Origin of the sequence: Streptomyces sp. NBC_00210 (assembly GCF_045160975.1) — a bacterium.
Lineage (GTDB): Bacteria > Actinomycetota > Actinomycetes > Streptomycetales > Streptomycetaceae > Streptomyces.
In genome coordinates this window covers 5,033,197-5,054,067 of the sequence record NZ_CP108120.1, presented here as the reverse complement: position 1 = coordinate 5,054,067, position 20,871 = coordinate 5,033,197, and the positions used below count along the sequence as shown (strand labels likewise).

13 protein-coding genes are annotated in these 20,871 nt (G+C 65.1%); 10 read left to right on the top strand and 3 right to left on the bottom strand.

Going from position 1 to position 20,871, the window contains the following annotated elements; translation table 11 throughout:
- Positions 1-576 precede the first annotated feature (576 nt).
- Positions 577-969, bottom strand: coding sequence for a winged helix-turn-helix domain-containing protein (locus tag OG729_RS22990; protein ID WP_405811243.1), 393 nt, complete (start codon positions 967-969; stop codon positions 577-579).
- Positions 970-1,635: 666 nt separating this feature from the next.
- On the opposite strand from OG729_RS22990, the gene OG729_RS22985 reads away from it, so the two are divergent.
- From OG729_RS22985 to OG729_RS22940, 10 genes are all read left to right on the top strand, one after another.
- Positions 1,636-2,799, top strand: a complete 1,164-nt coding sequence (locus tag OG729_RS22985; protein ID WP_405807923.1) for a hypothetical protein — start codon at positions 1,636-1,638, stop codon at positions 2,797-2,799.
- Positions 2,796-3,947: a caspase family protein gene (locus OG729_RS22980; RefSeq protein WP_405807922.1), complete on the top strand. Its 1,152-nt coding sequence runs from the start codon at positions 2,796-2,798 to the stop codon at positions 3,945-3,947. The genes OG729_RS22985 and OG729_RS22980 overlap by 4 nt, the downstream gene beginning before the upstream one ends.
- A gap of 1,109 nt (positions 3,948-5,056) precedes the next feature.
- A complete protein-coding gene (tuf, locus tag OG729_RS22975; RefSeq protein ID WP_405811241.1) occupies positions 5,057-6,271 on the top strand; it encodes an elongation factor Tu in 1,215 nt (404 codons plus the stop codon).
- Between the two features lie 193 nt (positions 6,272-6,464).
- Entirely contained in the window at positions 6,465-7,133 is a 669-nt protein-coding gene (locus OG729_RS22970; RefSeq protein ID WP_405807921.1) for an HAD family hydrolase, read from the top strand.
- On the top strand, positions 7,130-7,516 hold the full coding sequence (locus tag OG729_RS22965; RefSeq protein ID WP_405807920.1) for a hypothetical protein: 387 nt from the start codon (positions 7,130-7,132) through the stop codon (positions 7,514-7,516). The genes OG729_RS22970 and OG729_RS22965 overlap by 4 nt, the downstream gene beginning before the upstream one ends.
- An 18-nt stretch (positions 7,517-7,534) precedes the next feature.
- Positions 7,535-7,717, top strand: a complete 183-nt coding sequence (locus OG729_RS22960) for a hypothetical protein (RefSeq protein WP_405807919.1) — start codon at positions 7,535-7,537, stop codon at positions 7,715-7,717.
- Positions 7,718-8,425: 708 nt separating this feature from the next.
- Positions 8,426-9,118, top strand: a complete 693-nt coding sequence (locus OG729_RS22955; RefSeq protein WP_405807918.1) for a hypothetical protein — start codon at positions 8,426-8,428, stop codon at positions 9,116-9,118.
- Between the two features lie 1,281 nt (positions 9,119-10,399).
- Positions 10,400-11,182: a hypothetical protein gene (locus tag OG729_RS22950; RefSeq protein ID WP_405807917.1), complete on the top strand. Its 783-nt coding sequence runs from the start codon at positions 10,400-10,402 to the stop codon at positions 11,180-11,182.
- Between the two features lie 109 nt (positions 11,183-11,291).
- On the top strand, positions 11,292-13,841 hold the full coding sequence (locus OG729_RS22945; protein WP_405807916.1) for a hypothetical protein: 2,550 nt from the start codon (positions 11,292-11,294) through the stop codon (positions 13,839-13,841).
- A gap of 359 nt (positions 13,842-14,200) precedes the next feature.
- A complete protein-coding gene (locus OG729_RS22940; protein WP_405807915.1) occupies positions 14,201-15,400 on the top strand; it encodes a hypothetical protein in 1,200 nt (399 codons plus the stop codon).
- 1,056 nt (positions 15,401-16,456) lie between these two features.
- Here the strand turns inward: OG729_RS22940 and OG729_RS22935 are convergent.
- Positions 16,457-19,714: a type I restriction endonuclease subunit R gene (locus OG729_RS22935; protein ID WP_405807914.1), complete on the bottom strand. Its 3,258-nt coding sequence runs from the start codon at positions 19,712-19,714 to the stop codon at positions 16,457-16,459.
- Positions 19,711-20,871 (bottom strand): restriction endonuclease subunit S, encoded by a 1,161-nt coding sequence (locus tag OG729_RS22930; protein ID WP_405807913.1) that lies wholly within the window; start codon positions 20,869-20,871, stop codon positions 19,711-19,713. Before OG729_RS22930 ends, OG729_RS22935 begins: the two co-directional genes overlap by 4 nt.

The window sequence follows — 20,871 nt, the reverse complement described above, 5'->3', positions numbered from 1 at the left end:
GATTTCTTCGTGCAGTGCCTCGGTATCCTGCCTGGTCCCGTCGACCAGGACGATCGTGCACGAAGTTGAACAGATCATCGAACCGGCGGCCAGGGCCAGCCACCGCCCAACGGTGAAGCTTGGCCTGCATCTCCGATACTTGCTGGCGCGGCCCAGCTGAGGCTGCTTCCGGCAGAGCGCCGCCATTCGGCGGTGCACTATCGGCATTGCAGCATCCTTCCCCTCTCGATACCGCTGCCGCCCTTCCCCGTGCTCCGGGCTTTCCCCGCCTCGGAGTACTACGGCGGCTCCGCCCGACCCGGCCCGTTCGGCGGTCGATGCACCTATCCACACCAGCGAACAGGCAGTACGCCGTCAGGGAGTTGAGACCGGATGGTTCCCGTGTCTACTGTGATTCGCTCGTCGAAGTAGGAGCCCGACTGTGTCCCTGCGGCCTCGCCACGAGTACGCCGTACTCCTTTCCTCGTAGCCTCCCGGACGGCTTCGAAATACCGGCCAAAGAGTTCCCCACCGCCAACGACGGTGAGTGCGCACCGCCTCCGGCCCAGATCCGCCAGGTTCGAGCCGGTGTATTCGTTAAGAGAGGTAAAGACGCCGGCTTCTCGCGTACTCTTCTCCGTCCCGCTCGCCGGACCCGCACCATCTGGCAGTACTGGCACATCCCGGCTTTGTCAGGGCCGCTCCCGCCCTCCCCGGCATCACCCAGGCTGCCCTCAGCTCCACCTCCCTGCCACGACAGGTCAGCAGTGAAGGTCTCTCACCTCCACACGAAACACAGCGCCTCACGGCGCAACTCGAAGACGATCCACGCCCCGAGCGCCGCCGCGGTGGCTTTGCCTGCAGCCAGGTCTCCTTCACCCAGCCTGCCACCGCCACGTCGTCACGCTCAACCGCCCGCCGCACCGGCTGCTGACACGACCAGCCCTGCCGCCGCTGCAACTCCCACACCCTGCGGACCGACAAGGACACCAACAAGTCCGCGATCAGCACACCGACCCTGGACAACGTCCAGCGCTCATCCGCCCACCCCTGAGCCCTCGCCCCCTCCAGCAGAAGCGGCTCCAACAACGCGCAGGCGCCGTCATCCACCTTCGGCCCCTTCGCCGGGCCCGACGGACGCAAGGCCTCCACCCCGCGCGCTCCCGCCAGGACCGGCGCCACCGCTCCACTGACCGCACACTGACCGAAGATCCTCAGCGATCACCGTGTTCCCCTCACCCCGCGCAAAGGCTCCGGCGGCAAGCATGCGCACCCGCTCCCCGAGTTGCCTGACCCTGCGGTGTGAGACCACCACCCTGCGCGTACCTCATGACCCCGAACTACCGCAGGGATCACGCAATGTCACCCCCGACAACCCAACGGAAAGGTCAGTAGGAGCTGTTAGGGGGCAGCGGGCAAGGCGTCGGAATTAGTCAGCTCTTGTAGGGAGTCGGCGGCGGCGCAAAACAACTCCACCACGGGGGACGGGACGAGCCTCCCGCCCGATTTTGGCGGGCTCTGAGAACTAGCGCTGACGTTGGGCCGAGTCGCAGGTGCTCGACTAGCCACTTAGACTATTCCTAGCGGTGGATTAGTACGCCCCACCGGGTGCGCTCGATATCTGTCCGACTGCGATATGATTGAGGTGTCAAGCGTATGGCACTGGTATTCATTCATGGGATCGGAAATCGAGATCCAGGGGAGTTTGACGGCGTAACAAAGCTTCGTGATGGTCTATTCAAGAAACATCTCTTGCCCGCGATCTACAGGGATCCAGACGCTGTGTCGATCTTCAGTCCGCACTGGGGCGTACACGGAGGGAAACTTCGCTGGAACCACGCGTCTCTTCCCTACAGCACAAGAGAGCCTTTGAGCGCCGGAGATGATGACCTTTGGGGCATCGCCGCCGCAGCCGCCCCGTTGGATGTCCAACCCCAGGCCGTATTGGTAGCTATCGCGCGCTCCAGCGTCCGTAACGCCATTGACTTGCTGTTCACCTGCGCCGACTTGAGAGATCGAGAGCCGGATGAGATCAGTGAACTAGTCGACGTTGCCATCCAACTTGACGCATATTGCAGAAACCAGGAAACGGATCGCCCGTCAGGGCCTGAGAAGGTGCGTCACCCTTGGCTCGTCGACTGCGATGATGACGAGGACTTTGTCGACCTCCTGCTAAGGGAAGCGGTGCCAGTTGGCGAACCGGGTGCGGACGAGGCCATGGGGGGCAAGGGCGTTGGTGGCTTGGCTGGGAAGATCCTCCGCGGTACACCTGAGAGGGTGCAGACAGCGTTGGCTGCCACTGCAGCAAGAGGTGTGCGCCGCCTCTTTAGCGAGCGAGTATCGCTCTTGCTGGGTGACGTGTTCGCGTACCTGAAGGAACCGGATCAGATCAGGGGCGTCGTTGTGGCGGGCATCCGCGACGCCATTGACGACACTCCGCCTGGAGATCAGTTGGTCGTGGTGTCACACAGCATGGGTGGGAATATCGTCTACGACATACTCAGCAATTCCCCGGAGTTGCATGTCGACGTCCTGATCACCGTTGGCTCCCAGGTCGGCTTGTTCGCGGAGCTCGGTATGTTTTCATCTATTGGTTCGGCGTCAACAGAGAGCGCGAAGGTGCCAAGGCTAACTAACGTCGATCGCTGGATCAACGTGATGGACGACAACGACATCCTCGGCTACCACGCCGTCCCCATCTTTGACGGCGTGCAAGATTACTACTATCCAACCAGGGAGGTGTGGGCACACTCTGCCTACTTCCGTCAGCCCAACTTTCATGCGCGGTTGGCCGAGCGGATTTCGGAATGTTCATCGTGACCACCATCGAGGTCGATGCCGGAAACGGTCCGCATGTGCACGCGTTGGTCATCGGAGTTGGTTCGTATCCCTACTGCGCGCAGCCGAGTGGACCCGGTAAAGTCAGGAAGCTGCTGCGGCAGATAGAACCGCTCACATCGGCACCGCTCTCGGCAAAGAGGTTCAGTCAATGGTTGCTCAATAACCCCTGGGATCCACCAGTTGGTAGCGTTGAGGCCTTCATTTCTGCACCAGGGCCCGTCTACCTTTCATCGAAGGCAGGCACCCACCAGATTCAACCAGCGCGGTTCAGTGAGGCGCAGGAAGGCTGTCGCCGTTGGTTCGATCGGTGCAACACAAACCCTGAGAATATTGCCATATTCTTCTTTGCTGGACATGGCTGGGAGCGCGGTCAGCAGGAGCTCCTCATGGAGGACCTCGGCAAGGACCCGATGTCGCTGTTCGCGAGCATCGTTGATTTCCGCAACACCGCCCTCGCCATGCGCACATGTCAGGCTCACACCCAGTGCTTCTTCGTTGACGCCTGCCGCGATTTCCCTGACGGTCTGGCAGGTTACTTTGGGGACCGGGGGCGCCAACTCCTCGACATCGACCTCCGGCATGCGCGTGAAGCCGGCTCGAGAGACACCCCGCGCCTCTTCTCAGCCGCTCTGGGGCAGCGAGCATACGCGCCTCGCAATCAGCCCAGCCACTTCACAGAAAGTCTGATCAAAACGCTCGACGGGCTTGGTGCGCGGAAAACGGCGGCCGGGTGGCAGGTCCTGACGGATTACCTGTCGCCACACCTCAACAGGGTGCTTGCTTGGGATGCGCGCCAACGCGGTGAAGTGCCGGCCTTCGTGGATGCGGAAGGCGGCACCGGGGCGGTGGTGCGCACCCTGGAGCAAGCTCCGGTGGTGCCCTTCCGTCTCGGCTGCGATCCCGCGGCAGCACTTTCCAGTGCGCAGTGGAACCTGCTGCCATCGACGGCTGGCAGAGCGAGTAATCGCGGACCAGCAGCATTGCACTGGCAAGGCAAGATCTCCGCAGGCGTCCACCAGCTTTCGCTCCTGTTCCCCAACGAGGACTACCACGCGCGCACGGTGCACTACCCCTTCGACACTCCGTGTGTCGACGACTACATCCAGGTGGAGGAGAACAAGCCATGATCCCAGCTGCCGGCGGGGGGGTCCGAGTCGAGCTGATCTATCACGAGGCCGACATCCCGAATGGAACGGTAGTTGGCGGCGTCGAGATCGTCGACTCGCAGCTGCAGACCGCGGCAACTTCCGTGGTGCGGGTCAGCGAGCCGGTGATGGTGGAACTGCCTCAATCTGGCATCTATCATGCCCGTGGCCTGCTGGCGTCAGGAGGGGTATTGTCTGCCTCCTTCGATACCGGAACCACGAGCTCTCCGGTTATCTTGGCCTCCGCGCGCCAGGAGGGCCCGCCGATGTATCGATGGATCGCGGGTTGGCGTTGGGACCCGTCTCAGGGAGAATTCCTACCAACGGGTGTGGTCCTGGACAAGCATAGGGGTCAAGCCAGTGTCTGGCCAAAAAGCGGGCAAATTCTTCAAATCGGTGGACTTGACGTAGCGTCGCGCTCCGTCGTCGAGCCTAGGTACGCCTGGCTTCAGCCCGGTCTTGATCCTTATGACCTGACACTCCGTCCCGGGCTCGCGCACACACTGTTGGCTTTCCTCCAGGCCGGCGACCTACCCGCAGCCCGCTCGGTCGCAGGCGAAGCACAACAACTGGCGGGTCAGCCAGTTGGATCCGAGCCGATACTGGAGATAGCGATTGGCTACTACCTCCTCCGCATTGGCTCGGAACAGGCGTTGGCGTGGGCTGACGGTCTGGCTGATGCCTGCCCATCACCCGACGCTCACACCATCCGTGCCTGGGCCCTGCTTCAACAGCGCAAACCTCCGAAAGGGAAAGTGCGCTATGCGTTGCTGGAGGCCCTGAGGCTCGGTCTTCCGGCCCTAAGCGGGGGCTTGCGAATGCTTGGCGACGGCCTACACCTGTTGCCGGACGATGATAAAGCCTGTGCGAGAGCCAGAGGTTTCCTCGCCCCATACCTCAGGGCCACAACTCGCTCAGTCCTAACCACCTTCTGGGGTGTGGACCCCAATAATCCGATGCCCTTCCCAACTGCCACGAACGCCGTTCCAGCGCATGCCGAGCTTTGGCCCCGCACTTTGGTCGAAAGCGAAATTTCTGACACCTTGAGCTATGCCCCCGGGCGCGCTCTAGCCTCGGAATCGGCGCTGGAGATCGCACCTCATACCCAGGTACCGAAGGCGAGGTTTGAGCGGACGAAGCCGCACGTCAGCATCGGCACCATCGGCCACATTGGCCACGGCAAAACCACGCTCACGGCAGCTATCACCCAGGTGCTGCACTACGCGTACCCGGATCTGAACGACAACGTGGCGACGGTCAAGCAGCTTGACAAGGCGCCCCAGGAGCATCGACGCGGTATTTCCATCTCCGCTGCGCACGTCGAGTACCAGACCGAGTCGCGTCACTACGCGCACGTCGACTGCCCCGGTCACGCGGACTACATCAAGAACATGATCACGGGTGCGGCGCAGATGGACGGCGCCATCCTCGTGGTCGCCGCCACCAACGGCCCGATGCCGCAGACCAAGGAGCACATACTGCTGGCGCGGCAGGTTGGCGTTCCCTACATCGTTGTCGCCCTGAACAAGGCCGACATGGTGGACGACGAGGAGATCCTGGAGCTCGTCGAACTCGAGGTCCGCGAGCTCCTTTCCGAGTACGACTTCCCGGGCGAAGACGTTCCCGTCGTCAAGGTCTCGGCGCTCAAGGCCCTCGAGGGCGACCTCCGCTGGGGGGAGTCGGTCCTGACACTGATGGCTGCCGTTGACGAGGCCATCCCGACGCCCGAGCGTGACGTCGACAAGCCGTTCCTGATGCCGATCGAGGACGTCTTCACGATCACCGGTCGTGGCACCGTCGTCACCGGTCGTATCGAGCGTGGTGTCCTCAAGGTCAACGAGACCGTCGACATCGTAGGCATCAAGCAGGAGAAGACCACCACCACGGTCACCGGCATCGAGGCGTTCCGCAAGCTGCTCGACGAAGGCCAGGCCGGTGAGAACGTCGGCCTCCTTCTCCGCGATGTCACGCCTGAGGACGTCGAGCGCGGCCAGGTCATCATCAAGCCCGGTTCGGTCACGCCGCACACCGAGTTCGAGGCCCAGGCCTACATCCTGTCGAAGGACGAGGGTGGTCGTCACACCCCCATCTTCAACAACTACCGCCCGCAGTTCTACTTCCGTACCACGGACGTGACCGGCGTTGTGACCCTCCCCGAGGGCACCGAGATGGTCATGCCGGGCGACAACACCACCATGACGGTCAACCTCATCCAACCCGTCGCCATAGAGGAGGGCCTCAAGTTCGCCATCCGTGAGGGAAGCCGCACTGTAGGTGCCGGCCAAGTAGTCAAGATCATCAAGTGATTTGGCCGACGGTGACCCACAGGCGCCAAGCCGCGTCGGTGTAACTGGGGAATGTGGGACAGGTCGGGCAAGTGCACCCGGACCAGGTCGTCGGGGTGGCCTTCGCGGATGCGCTCTTGGTACGGGGCGGGGCCGTCGAAGCGGTACGTTTATACCGGGTGTTGACTACACGCGCGCAGTAGAGTCACCCGTCGTGCAGCCTTTGGTGCTCTTCGACCTCGACAACACCCTGGTGGACCGGCGACTGGCGCTGACCGACTGGGCAGCCGCCTTCCGGGCGCGCTTCGGCCTTCGTCCCGAGGACGAGATCTGGCTCATCAGTCAGCTCGCAGAGCGCGCCTCACCAGCTCACTTCGCGGAGATCCGAGGCCGGTTCCACCTCGTCGAGTCGGCCAGTGTGCTGTGGGACAGCTACTGCGCGGCCATCGCTGCGACGGTAACCTGCCACCCCGATGTATTGATGGGCCTGGAAAGGCTACGGGCCTTGGGGTGGCGGATCGGGATAGCGACGAACGGGGCCACGGACATTCAGTGGGCCAAGTTGCACGCAAGCGGTGTCGCCGACCGCACGGACGCCGTCTGTATCTCCGGGGAAGTAGGGGCGCGCAAGCCGGAGCCGGCCATGTTCCTCGAAGCGGTTCGCCGCTGTGGCGGCCGTGACGACGTCGTCGAAGCGTGGATGGTCGGTGACAACCCGGTGAATGACATCGGAGGCGGCCAAGCCGTCGGCCTTCGTACGGTGTGGATCAGCCGTGGCGTCACATGGCCGAGGAGCTGCCCGAGCCCGATCGTCAGGTCCCCCGAGGCCCGCCTTGCAATCGACCTGCTGGTGGCCCGTGAACCAAAGAGGAGCACCGCGTGACCAGATCAGACGTGACGGTAGGCGTTCTGCACCCCGGCAGTATGGGGGCGGCGGTGGCCAGCCAACTCGGACGTGCCGGTGTCCGTGTGCTGCGGGTTCCCACTAATCGCAGCCAGGCCACTGTGACGGGGGCGAAGAGGGCTGGGCTGGAAGCGGTCGGTGATCTCTCCGTCCTGCTGGAACTCTCCGACATCAAGCAGCTCTACGCCGATGCGGCAGTGGACGGCAAGCAACTTGTGGTCCTTGCCCAGGGAGGGGTCAGTCGACTTGCGGTGGTCTTCGCGGACAAGGCCGGAGCCTTCGTCTTCCACCTTTACCGCGACAGCAGTCGTCTCTACCCAGGGAACACTCTTGCCGAGGAAGCTGCCTTCGCCGAGCAGTAGCTATGCCATCACTGGCGTGTGGTCTCGGGCCTGGCCTTCGTGGTCCACAACGTCAAGGGGATCGAGCAGTACCTGGCCGCCAGCAGGAAAAGTCCCATCACCGGCCTGAACCCCGAGCGGGGTGATGTCCTCCCGCCCTACCCGACGAACGATGAGGCGGCCATGCGTCCCGCCCTCGAAGTATGGAGCCGCAGCGCCTGAGTCGGCGCACATCCCGTAATTGAGGATGGACACGTCGCCAGACCGCGGGAGCCTGCCTCCACGCCTGAGGCCCCCGCGGCATGTCCGCATCCCAACCCCCGGCCCGTTCCGACGCGGATCGCCGCGCTTCCCGGCGGCCCGTCAGTCTGACTTTCACACAAGTAGGAGCCCACACGCCGAGATCCCGGTCAGACGGTGACCGTCCCGCTCGCAGGAGGAACAGGCCGCGCAACCAACGTCTCATGCGGTGGGCGGTTCACGCTGATTGCAAAGTGCATGCAGTGGCCCGCATCTTGCCGTCGTCCCGTGTGGGGACGCGGACGGGCTGCAGAAATCAGCATCGTGTACGCCGTCGAGCGACTGCCAGACCCCGTACGGGGATGTCCGCCGAGATGTAGTTCGGTCCGCCCGCTGTCAGTTTGTGCCCGGACCCGGCTCGGTGACTGCTCAGGCCATGGCCTCACGAAGGAGAGCATGCGCGAGGTCGGTTTTCTGCAACTTTCCTGACCATGTGACATGTTGCTTGCGGGTCGGGCAGTATCTGTGCTTGTGCCGCCCGGCCCGGGGTCCGCGTCGCGTGAGGACCTCCTCACTGATCTGGCCCACCGCGAGACCGAACTTGCGGAGTCGAGCGCGGGAAGCGGCTGTACGTGTCATTGGCTCTGTGCACACAAGGCTGTGCGCAGAGCACGTTGTCCTCTTCGTGAGGTGCAGCGGATCTGGGGGCAAATGACGAACCACGCAGCGGACGAGCTCGAACCGTCTCGGCTCCAGAAGGCCGTCGAGACGATCGCCATCACACCGGAGTCGGCCACCAAGCTAGTGGGTGGTTACCGAGCGACTTTCGAGGCCAAGTTCAAGCGGGAGCCCGAGAGCCTGGAGGACAAGCGCCGGATCGCCGCCAAGATCATTGGCCGGTACGCCAAACTTTCGGCAGCCGCCGGGGCGGTCACCGCAGCCCCGAGCGTGATTCCGGCGGTCGGGACCGCGGTCGCAGTCCTGGGCGGTGGTGTCACTGATATCGCCGCGACACTCAAGCTCCAGATCGACATGTGCATGTGCCTGGTTGAGGTGTACGAGACCGAGCTGAGCAGTGAGGACAAGAAGCACCTCGCCTTCGTACTCGCGTTGGCTGGTTCGGCAGAACAGATGGCGGCGAAGGGTGGCAAGGCAGCGGTACTGAAGATCGCCGAGAAGTTGGTCTACCAGTACCTGAAAGGGCCAGCCTTGATCACGATCAAGCAGTTGTTCAAGCGGGTGTCCATCACTTTCACCCAGAAGGCGATGGCTAAGGCGATACCAGCCGGCGTCGGTGTCGCTTTCAGTAGCTCGACCAACTACGTCCTGACGACGGTGGTGGGCAAGGTCGCCGTCGCCGTCCTGGCGAAAGATGTGAAGTAGCAACGGTGCATCGGATCCGGTCCGTCAGATCCGAACGCCGACGGCGCATCGGCGCAGGAACACCTCATCGGCACACTCCATCTCTCATACGTGCACCAACTCCAGCACCGCGGAGTTCGTCACCATCCCTCACGGTGGTGCACACGGGGCTCACCGGAACATCGGCAGCAGCACTTGTGGCCGCAGGCTCGTCCGGAGCGCGGAGACGCATTGGCTACGAAGCGTTGTGCTGGACCACACCCGGCTCAGCCTCTACCCGTACGGTCCGGCTGGACCGATACACAGCCGGACCGGATCACGGTAGCTAGAACCCCACGAACTCGGGTTCCATTGCGCCAGATTAATGGGCAAGGACCGTTATTACGCACGGAAGATGCGTAAGAATGGCGGCCCGCGATCACGACTAACTGAACGGTAATTGGGGGCGGAGCGTGCGAGGGGATTTCGCGACGGACCGGGTGACCCGATGCTTCCCGGCCGTCGACCGCAGGGAGTCGATCGTCGTGTGCGGTGCCAAGCGCCCCTCGGGCTCATCGAGGTTCCATGCCTGAGTCGGTGGCGGCCCCACCAGCGGCAGAGTCTGCCCCTAGAGCGGTGGGGGGCCCGGCGTGGAGCAGTTCGGGCCTGGATGTCGCCGCGGGCCGATACCCGCTTTCGGTGGAGCGGCACGTCATGCGCATGGTTGATCACTTGGTACCCGGTGTCACTGCGGTGACACCCCATGCGCGGTACTACGCCCTTCACGGCTTGGTCGCGGCACACGCCGACGCAGCGGGGCTGTCTGCTCCAGCAGCTCAGGAGCTGCTCCGCCGATCCGAGGTCGCCCTCGCCGCCGTGTCTTTCGCCCACCATCCCCAGGGCCTGGAATGGATGCCACGTGCTCACGGGGTCGATGCCCTGTCCCAGAGGCTCCGCTCCGGTGCAATTTCGATGGCTGAGTCTGCGGCTGTGGGCAAGGAAGGGTACGTGGGCAACCCCTGGGGCTTTTGGGGGCCGTACGCAGGGTCCGAAACCGCCTTGGGCATCCTCAGCCCCGGAAGGATGCCCCTGCCCGGAACCCGACTCGACGCGTCGGCGGTACGCTCTGGCCTGGGCGAATTGCTCGAGCTGGCCACAGAGGACACGCTGCACGTTGGCGACCTGGCCTCGCTGGGCGCGAAGTTGTGCGTATGTGCCGGTGGTGAGCACGCTGACGGACTTTGGCTGGCCGACCTCATGTGCGGGCCGGACGCATCTGGTGTCGACCCGCGGTCGAGGGCTCGACGGGAAACGATCCAATTGATGGTACGGATCGTCTCCCAACACCCGGTCGTGCGCTTCACCCGGGACGTCGGCCGTGTGCTGGCATTCGGCGATTTCTTGGCCACGGACTGCGTGACCAGGGGCGTCGACGCGGCGCCCGTGTGGCGGGGGGTGGCCCTGCGGAACTACTCCGTCGGTGCCTGGCGCCGTCTGTGGTCCTGGCTCGTCGAGCACGTCGAAGGGATGATCACGACCGAGGAACTGGCCGACCGCTTTGCCGAACAACTACCGCCACAGACCGTGGACGAGTTCCTGTCGTCCCTTCCTGCGACGCAAAGCACGACCGGAGCGCCGCTGCCGGCCGAGCTCTGCCTTCGGGGAGCGGACACACCCTTGCCTCTCAACGAACTGCGCGTGCTGGCCGTCGGAGCACGCCGCGTGGATGAGCTCTCGGGGCGGGTCCGGGACGCGTTCCTCGGGCAGCGCGGTATCGAGCTCGGACCGGAATGGGTCGGGCGGAGACTGGAGGAAGCCCGCTCCGCCCCTCTGCGTGACACGGCACGCCGACTGGTCCACGACATGGTGGCGCGGTCCCAGCGCATCGCGCTGGCCAAGGCTCGGCGCCGTCCCGACGGTTCGCTCTGGCTGCCCACACGTCTGCACGAACGGAGCGGCCTGCTGTACAGGACCAGCCAGGAGGGCCGCGGCGACGTGGGCCTACGCCTGGACCAACTGGGCACCGTCCTGGCGACCTGTGGCGTGCTGCACCGCTGCAAACAGCGTTGGTCGGTGACCGCCAGGGGGGAGGAACTCGTTGCCTGACACCGGACCGGTCCCGAGTACCGAGCCGTCGTCCACGATTGCATCGCCGCTCACGCTCGTTCTCGATGAGACCCGAAACGTCGGTCAGAGTCTCGAAGAAGCACTGTTCTTGAGCTTCACCGCGGACTTCGGTTTCTTCGAGGAGGTGGCCCTCGGCGTCACCCAGTCGACGGGGGCTCGTGTCACCGTGGTCGGGGACGTCGGCATGGCGAGGTCTGATCCCAGAGCCGTCCGTCGAGCAGGGCGCAGCTACCTGGCAGGGCTCGCACACGCGGGTGGACCCGCGTTCCACCCGAAGGTGGTGGTCCTGGCCGGGCAGGAGCACGCCACCATCGCGCTCGGCTCGGGCAACACCACTCTGGCCGGCTGGCAGAGCAACGCCGAGTTGTGGACGGTGCTGCGCGTACTTGACGACCGGAGTCCGGCCGCGGTCCTGGAACTGGCAGCGTGGTTACGTGACCTGCCCGAAGAGGTGAAGTTCTCGGCCCACGTCCCCCAGGCCCTGCGAAGGGTCGCAGCCCTGCTGGAACGACTCCACGGTGACAGGACCCCAGTAGACCGGGAGACGCGTGTCGTCAGCAGCCTCCACTCGCCCATACTCAGCCAACTGCCCAACGGGCCGGTCGACGAGTTGGCCGTCTTCGCACCGTTCCACGACCGGCAGGGCCGGGCCCTGGGGCACCTGCTCGAACGCCTCCGTCCGAGCCGGTTCACCCTCGCCTACCAGCCCGGCCTCACCGATCTCGACGGACAGTCGGTCGCCGGGCTGGTCCAGCAGTACGGCGGCCGGATCATCGTTGACGACGGGCAGCGATACCGCCACGGCAAACTCGTCGAGTGGGTGGCGGAAGGGCGGCGCTGGGCCCTGACAGGCAGCCCGAACCTCTCCTCTGCCGCCCTACTGCTCCAGCAGGGCCAGGGCGGCAACTGCGAGCTCGGGATCATCACCCCCAGCTCCGCCTCGCTCCTCCCCGACGGTACGGAAGAGCCGGTCGCGCGGCTGCGTGCGGCGGCGTCCCTGCCCCGCCCGCAGACCCGCAGCGGACCGCTCCTGCTCGGTGCCGTCCGCGTGGCCGACGGACTTGAGATCAGTCTCGCTCGGCCGCTGCCCGTCATCAGCCATGTGGAGCTGTCGGCAGCCGAGGCGCCGCCGGAGCAGTGGGAGCGCATCTCGGACCTCGCCCCGGGGCAGGCCACGACCACCGTGCCGGTCTTGGCGGACGGGGGCAGCCGCGTACGTCTGGTGACCGTCGACGATTCGGGTGTCCCGAACTTCGGCAACATCGTCTTCGTAGTCGATGTGGAACGCGTCCTGCGTCGGTCAGCCCCGGCCCCGTCCCAGGTCCCCAGTGCGCAGCCGCTGGACCTGTTCACGGACATTCGGCTCGCGGACCGTTTCCTGAGCGACCTGGAATCCTTGCGTACGGTACTGCAGTCGGCATCGACGACGGCCCCTGCGGTCACGAGTACTCCGAGTACGACAGTCCCGACGCGGACACCGGACGACGAGGAGGGCTGGGAGCGCTACCTGGACGAGTGCGCCGGACGTATCGGAACGCCGCTCGTGCGTTTCGCGCTCGGCCTCCCGCTGCCCGCCGGTGTGGAAGAGCCCTTTCAGGACCTGTTGATGGTGACCTGGGACGAGCGGTTCACCGACGACATCGAGGCGGGCCTCGACGAGGACGACGCCGAGTCGGTGGCGGCGGAGCAGGACACCGAACCACTCGACAGAGCTCAGGGTTCGCTGCTGGTTCCCGATCTCCGACAGGCCGGAAAGGTCATCTGCCGCAAGTACCAGCGCTGGGTCGAAGACCTCGTCACCCCGAAACCCCAGAAAACACCGCTTGAGCGGATGCTCGCGGTGCGCCTGACCCTCTGGACCGTGGCTGCGGGCGCGTGGCCGCCGACCGATACCCGCTGGCTGCCCTTGCTGGCCGGTGCGGTGCGCGCCATGGACGGACGGGATGTTCCCACCCGGATCGAGCCGGAGGTCGGAAGTCTCGCCGCAGTCGCCCTCGCCGTGCTCCGGAGTTGCGCTCCCCGTTACGAGGTGACATCGGAGACCCTCATCTTCAACGAGACCTCCGCAGCGGTAGGCCACCTCCTTCCCGCAGCGGATGCCGCCCACGTCGCCGAGTACGCGTCCCTGCTGGGCAACGCCTTCGGTCTCACGGTGGCCCCGGAGAACGTGCTTTCCGTGGCGGGCGACGTCGTTCAGGGCGATCCTCTCGACGACGCGGTCTCGGCCCTCGCCGAAAGAGGCCGCGACGTGCACCGCCACGGGCGGCTCATGCTGCACGCCGTCGGACGTTTCAGTAACCCCGCACTCGTGGCCCTGGAAGCGATCGGCGCCGCCGAGGAAGAATCCCTGGTGGGGGCTTGGGCCACTGGTGGTCCCGATGGCGAGCGCTGGGCCCTGGCCATCTGGCGCCGACCGGATCTCGTCATCGTCGACGCGGCGAAGGCCGTACCCCTGTGGCGCCATTACCGGCTGGCCGGCCTGGTGGGGCCCAGAGCCCTGGCTGCACAACGGGGCTTCGAGTCCGCCGTGTCCGTCCCGCACGGCCCCCGCAACCAGTCCTTCGGCCTCGCGAGCCAAGCCCTCGCGGAGCTGGGACTATCCGAGTGCCACCCGCCTAGTTGCCGGCAAGGTGCATGAAGCCGCACGGGTTGCGCCCTGCACTCTCCCTGCCCACAACCGGTCGTCAGTCCCGTGCGCTGCGGAGGGCGGTCACTCGTCTCGATGGCGCTGCAGGTCTCCGCCCCCTCCCTCCGCGCTGCCTGTACTTGCAACATGGTCAAGTGGCGGGTGGCCAAGCTGGTTCGCGTGATCCATCGGTGCGCGTGGCCGTCTGGCGCTCACGGGGCCGGTCGGCCCCAACTCGGCTGCCGGGCGGTTCCGTACACGTGAGCAGGGGAGGGCGCCATCCTCTTCGTACGCAAGGGCAGCCGAGCCGGATTTCGCGCTAGCGTGATCACCGAGGCTTGCTCTGACCACAGGCGTAGGGGTTCGGACTGATGACGTTCATGCAGATTCCGTGGGGTGACATGTCATCTGCGATGGGAACCTTCTTCGCCTACCAGCGCGTCGAGTCAGCGGTCCGCGACAGGCATCCCGACTTGAACGACCGGCTGCGAATGCAGGAGCCGATCGGAGAGCATCGCGCCGCGGCCCTCACCGTCACCGGGGACGACGGCACGAAGACTCTGCTCTGGATGACGAGGTTCGGTCGCCCCTACGACTACCACTTGTTCTGGCTCATATACGGTCCTGCCGACGGGGGTTCTCCTCGCATCTGGGATCCACAAACGGGCGAGGGCGTCCTGGCTGACGCTTTCCACGAGCGCATCGCCGCTTGGAGGGACAGACGCGAGGAGGCGAGCCCCTGGAAGTGGGACGAGCCGGAGATGTGCCAGATCGTCCGCCTAGCGGATGCGTTGGTCGGGCGGGGCATCCCCGTCGCCCAGGTCGTGGCGAACAACAGGCTGCGGGCCAACGAGGCGTCGAAGGGATGGGAAGCTCGTAGTCTTCGGCGGCAGGAGGGCGACTTCCTCATTGCCCGGAGTGGCCCTCGGACGATCCGTGTCTCCTGCAAACCCACCCTCGGGTGGATGGTTGACATCCATGACTTCGAGCACGGCGTCCAGTGGCGCCTTGATCTCAACAGCCTCATCCACGGTCAAGCGAGCTTCACACCTGGGACTTCGCTGACCTACGGCGATCCGACCCGCCTGGCGGACGTGATCGAGGAACTCATGGACAACTCATTTGCCCTCGTTCCCTGCCCGGAAGCGGTTACCAAGATCGAGACACATGGGAAGAACGACTCAGAAGGACTCACCCTCTTCAGTGAGGAAGTGGTCTCACCCAGCCCCCACGTCCTGGTCACGGAAGTCGCGGCCCAGCTCCGGTCGATGGGGTTCGCCGACCTGGAACTGTCGTCCTCCGAGGGCTCACCATTCAGCTCGGACGGAGTCCACGTCGCATGGTGGGAGCGGTCCAAGGACCTGGGAACCGCCGACATCAAGCAGCTCTATGCCGACGCGGCGGTCGAGGGGAAACGGTTGGTTGTCCTCGTCAACGGCCGTATCACGCGGCCCGCGGCGGACTTCGCCAACAAGGCAGAGGCCTTTGTCTTCCACCTGTACCAGGACAGCCGTCGCGTGAGGCCGGCCAACAAGCTCGCGCAGGAGGCTGCCTTCACCACCGAACACTGACCCGCCCCTCACGTCCGAGGCGGGTCCCGCGCTGAACTGCGGTGAAGAGACGACTGGACCGCCGCCGACTCACGGTGGTCGCTTTCGCCGGGGCAGCCATGCAGGCAAGAATTTCTGCCGGAGGAGCGGGACGCGGGGGCCCTGTGGCTGTGCAGGCCTTCTGCCCGAGGGAGTGTGCCGAGGCGATCAGCTTGCAACGGCAACGGCCGTCCAGTGCCACGGTCTTCCGTCGCGCTGATCTTTGAACTCGCCCAGAGTCTTCCACCCGCTGCGCCACTTCCCGTGGCCGTGGTTCTTGGCACGGCAGGAGCAGGTGCACAGGAAGCCCCGTGCATTCTGACAGGACGAGTTGCACCTTTCATTCGGGTTGAACTCCCGGCCGATCAGCACGCCCGGGTACCTCTTGAGCAGCTCACTGCTTACTCGGGGGAAGTGATCGCTGGCAACTGTCCAACATCCCTGGCGGCCGTCCCAACGGAACGACCGATCGCTTCCGAGCCAGCTGTAGAGCTTCCGCTCGTGCTCCCACATGGTGTGAGCTGGGAACCAGACACCTAACCATCCCTTGGCGGGCAAGCCGATCGACGCCACGTGGGCACCCTGATAGCGCGGCATCCACTCCGGCGGCTTGAGGTACTCGGCCTTCTTCCGTCGATCACGCCTGCGTTCTTTGCGGCCGCTGGCAATCGTGCGGCTATGTCGAGGCCCAGGCCCCCACTGGACCGACACGAGTGAGGCGAGCTGACCAGAGGCATTGCAATGGAGACGACTCAGCGGCCCGTTGTGGGCGGCCACGCGGCCGTCCTGGTCGACCTCGACAAAGTTGCGGCACTTCAAACACGTGCGGGTCAGTCTTACGCCGTCCATGCCCCCCCTTTGACCGCGCTGACACCTACTGAGCGCCCTGCAGAAGCAGCTGGTCCGCATCGAACCGTGCCATAGCAGCAGGGCACTCCAATTCTCGGATTACAGCAGGTCCGCCACCGTGCAGCCGGGAGCTATCGCGTTGAGCGTAGAACCACATGATTCCAGCCGGCACGGCAACGGAACTGTGGCTCAGTCCCCCTTCACTTCCTTCGTGGACCATTCGTTGGCAAAGTGCTCCATCTGCTTGAGGACCAGGTTGATGGCCTCCGGGGCCTGGTCCGGCGGGTAGTTGCGGCGGGCCAGGAGACGCTTGATGGCGCTGCGCAGGCGGGCGCGCACCGGCTCACGCGCGATCCAGTCCGGCTTCAGCTTGCTGCGGACCTCCGCGACCAGCTCGCGGGCTACACCAGCCAGTACGTCGTCACCCATCACCGACTGCGCCGTGCCGTGGTCGGCCAGGGCGTCGTAGAAGGCGAGCTCCCGCCAATCCAGCGGCGGCTCGAACTTCTCGCCGCGACGGGCGTCGTCCATGACCTCCTTCGCCATCTCGACGAGCTTGGCGATGAGCTCGGCGCTCGTGTACTGCTGCCGCATGTAGCGGACCATCAGGTCCTGCAGCCGCTCGGAGAACGTGGTGCGCCGGACGACGTTGTGCCGCGTCACCTCGCGCATCTTCCGCTCGATGAGCCGCCGCAACGCTTCGGCCGCCAGGTGCGGGGTCTCACTGTTCTGCAGCTGCGCGACGAGAGCATCGTTCAGATGCGTCAGGTCGGCGGCCTCCAGGCCGGCCTCGGCGAACAGGTCCGTCACGCCGCTGGTCTCGACGACCGAGGACGTCAGCTGCGAGAGGTACAACTCGACGTCGCGGGCGACGGGCAGCCCGCGGGCCTCACGGTCCATCGCGTCGTACTTCGCCATGTAGGCGCGGACCTCGACGAAGAACTGGACGTCCCGCCGCCAGGCCGCGTGGTCCGGGAAGCGCTCACCGATGTTCTTGGCGCTGGCGGACAGCGCGTAGAAGCGCTCCAGGCGGTGGGCGTGCTCGCGGAAGCGACGGCCGAGCGTCTGGCGGGGGTCGTCGAGCTTGTCCGGGTTGTTACCGGCCGTGCGCGGGTCACGCAGGTAGTTCGCGGCCTTGATCGCGGCGTCGATGAACGCCGTCTTCGACGGCATCTCCAACCGCTGGCGCCAGTCGAAGCCGCGCAGGATGTCGGCGAGGATGTCGTACTCGTTGCGCAGCTCGTCCAGCGCCCGGTCAAGGTCCTGACCGAGAGTGCGGTCCTGCTGGTCGGCCTCGGTGTACTCGGCGATAGCGCGCTGGAGGTTCTCGGTCAGCGGCGCGTACCCAACGAGGAGACCGTCCTCCTTGGCCCGGAAGCGGCGATTGACGCGGGCCAGGGCCTGCATCAGGTTGGCGCCCTTCAGCGGCCGGTCCAGGTACATCGTGTGGATCGGCGGGGCGTCGAAGCCGGTCAGCAGCATGTTGTTGACGATGAGCAGCTCGAGCTCGTCGTCCGGGTCCTTGGCACGGTTGATAACCGTCTTGCGCCGGCTGTCGCTCAGGGCGTGGGCCAGGAGGTGGTCCTTGTCCTTGCGCGAGTTCGAGGAGAAGACGATCTTCATGGCGCCCTTGTCGACCTCGTCGCTGTGCCACTCGGGTCTCAGCTCGCGCAAGGCGTCGTAGACGCGAACGCAGATTTCCCGGGTCGCGCACACGACCATCGCCTTGCCGGCCGCGCCGCCCGTCTCGGAGACGCCGACGAACGGTTGCATCCGCTCGCGCCGCCCCTCCCAGTGCTCGACGAGGTCGGCGGCGAGGTCTCGCACGCGGGCGGGCGCGCCGTACATCGCGTTCATCGTCGCGACGGCCTGCTCGACCCGGCGGCGCTCGGTGTCGTCGAGGCCGTCGGTGATGCGGTCGGCCTCCTCGTCGATCTTCGTCGGGTCGACGTCCTCGTCCAGCACGAGCTGGATGACGCGGCTCTCGTGGAAGACCTTGACGGTGGCGCCGTCGTCGGCGGCCCGCTTGAGGTCGTAGACGTCGATGTAATCGCCGAACACCTCGCGGGTGTTGCGGTCGGCCTCGGAGATCGGGGTGCCGGTGAAGGCGAGCAGCGTGGCGTGCGGGAGCGCGTCGCGCAGGTGGCGGGCGTATCCGTCGAGAGAGTCGTAGTGGCTGCGGTGCGCCTCGTCGACCACGACCACGATGTTACGGCGGTCAGAGAGCAGCGGGTGGTCTGCGCCGGAGTCCTTCTCCTCCTTGGTGCGGCCGAACTTCTGCAGCGTGGTGAAGAGGATGCCGCCGACCCGCTTGGCGGCGAGCTGTTCGCGCAGCTCGGCCCGGGTGAGGACCTGCTTCGGTGCCTCCGGGAGGATCTCGCTCTCGAGGAACGTCGAGTACAGCTGGTCGTCGAGGTCCGTGCGGTCGGTGATGACGACAACCGTCGGGTTAAGCAGCGCTGGGTCCTTCATCACCATGGTGGTGGCCAGGACCATCTCCTCGGACTTGCCCGACCCCTGGGTGTGCCAGACCACGCCGGCCTTCCCGTCGCTCGCCGAGGCCTCACGGACGGCCTCCGCTGCACGGGTCCCGGCGTGGAACTGGTGAGGTTTGGCGATGCGCTTCATCCGCTTCGAGGGGACAAAGTTGATGAAGGACTTGATGAGGGAGAGGAAACGCGGCTGGGTGAAGAGGCCGTCCACGGCCAAGTTCTGACCCGAGTCCCATATCCCCTCGGCGTCGAGCGGGTCGACGCGGGCGCCGAACTCGTCCGTGTTCCACGGCGCGAAGTGCTCGTACGGGGTGAAGGGCGTGCCGTACTTCGCCGTGATGCCGTCGGAGAGCAGGACGACCGAGTTGTAGCGGAAAGCGGTCGGGAACTCCTCGACGTACCGGGTGATCTGTGAGTGCGCCGTCTGGAGGGTGGCGTCCTCGTCGCCGGCGCGCTTCAGCTCCAGGACGGCGAGGGGCAGGCCGTTGACGTAAAGGACGACGTCGAAGCGGCGGTTCTTCTCGCCGTCGATGACTGTGACCTGGTTGACGGCGCGATAGACGTTTGCGTCGGGCTCGTCCAGGTCGACCAGGCGGATGGTCGGGTTGTGCTCGGCTCCGAAGGCGTCGGTGTACGTGACGGAGCGGATGCCGGCCGTGAGGTAGCCGTGGGCGGTGCGGTTCTCCTCGTACGTGTCCTGCGACGCCGGGGTCGCTGCGGCGGCGACGGCATCGCGGACGGCATCCGGGGGGAGAGCGGGGTTGAGCCGCTCGATCGCCTCGGTGAGGTCCGGGTACAGGATCAGGTCGTCCCACGACTTGCGGTGGCCGGAGCCGGGGGCGAACTCGTTGCCGGGAGTGTGCTTCCAGGCGAGTTCGCCGAGTTCATCAAGGGCGAGGAGCTCCCAGTCGGACTCGTGGGGGCGGTGGCGCTCGTCGTCGTCGGGGTACGTCATACCTGCTCCTCGACAATCTTCTCGGCGTCCTTGACGCGTAGGCGGCCGAACATGAGTTGGGGGAGGAGGGCGTCGCGGAGGGTGGCGAGGGTCAGGGACTCCTGCTCGGCAAGCAGAGCTCGGGTCCAGAGAGAGCTCATCCGCGCGCCGAATGAGGAGACGGCCTCTGACGTCGGCACAAGCACTGGTTCATCCAGGTCCCTGCGCTGAATGTGGCCCATAGTCGTCGCCTTGTCAGCGGCGATTGCTCGAAACTCATCGATCTTTCGGTGCACCAGCTGACTCACCAGCCACTGCGGGAAACCGTTCTTCGGCACGCACTTAAAGATGTGCTGGTTGATAATTGCCTCGGGGTGGAACCAACGGGAGACTGTCAGTGAACCGGACCAGGCAAAGAGAACATCTCCTGGTCGTGCCAGGTGCTTCTCCGGCACATCAATGTCGTTGTACACCGTCGAACTACCAGGACCGCTGTTGATCTCCGCGATCCGAACAACCATGCGCCCAGTGCCTGTGGCGTCCTTCGTGAAGGCACGGCCGTTGATGAAGTCTGCTGTGTCCGACAGAGCCTGCTCAGTAAACTGATCCGGAGTCTTCAACACGGCTTGCCGGAAGAGCTCGGCGGACAGTTCGTCAGCTCTGGCCGCGATCCGCTCATTGACCGCAATCTTGCTGGACATTGCATAGTAAAAGCTACCGATTCCGGCCTGACTGTCACGATCTGGTACCGGAATATTAAGTTTGCCGAAGTCGCCTTTCTTGAAGTGAGGAATCATCGTTCCGACCTGCAGGGACTGGATCCGCTCCTGCACTACGGGCGACCTCAGGGCCGCAAACAGGTAGAGTGGGTGGATCTTGGAGCGATCCGCCCGAACCGCGACCATATCCTGAGCGATACAGAAATCCACGGGGTTCGGAGCGATAGCTACCCGCCCGGGCGATCCCTTACAGACGAAGATCAGATCTCCCGGTCGAGGGTGCCCGCGAAACCAGTTGTCGTATGTCTCCTGAGAGACGTAGCGAACCTTTTCATAGCGAGGGTGCAGCATCTCGTTACTGATGCAGTTCGTCGCAATTAGCTTGATTCCGCTCGCGACTGTGGGGCAAGTTCGTCCGCGATTATCAACCACGGTGCTCAGCAGTTCAGAAAAGGGCAC

Excerpts from the sequence above, each read along its gene's own strand:
- OG729_RS22940 (WP_405807915.1), top strand. The coding sequence starts at position 14,201 with ATGACGTTCATGCAGATTCCGTGGGGTGACATGTCATCTGCGATGGGA.
- OG729_RS22985 (WP_405807923.1), top strand. The coding sequence starts at position 1,636 with ATGGCACTGGTATTCATTCATGGGATCGGAAATCGAGATCCAGGGGAG.
- OG729_RS22935 (WP_405807914.1), bottom strand. The coding sequence starts at position 19,714 with ATGACGTACCCCGACGACGACGAGCGCCACCGCCCCCACGAGTCCGAC.
- OG729_RS22950 (WP_405807917.1), top strand. The coding sequence starts at position 10,400 with ATGGTACGGATCGTCTCCCAACACCCGGTCGTGCGCTTCACCCGGGAC.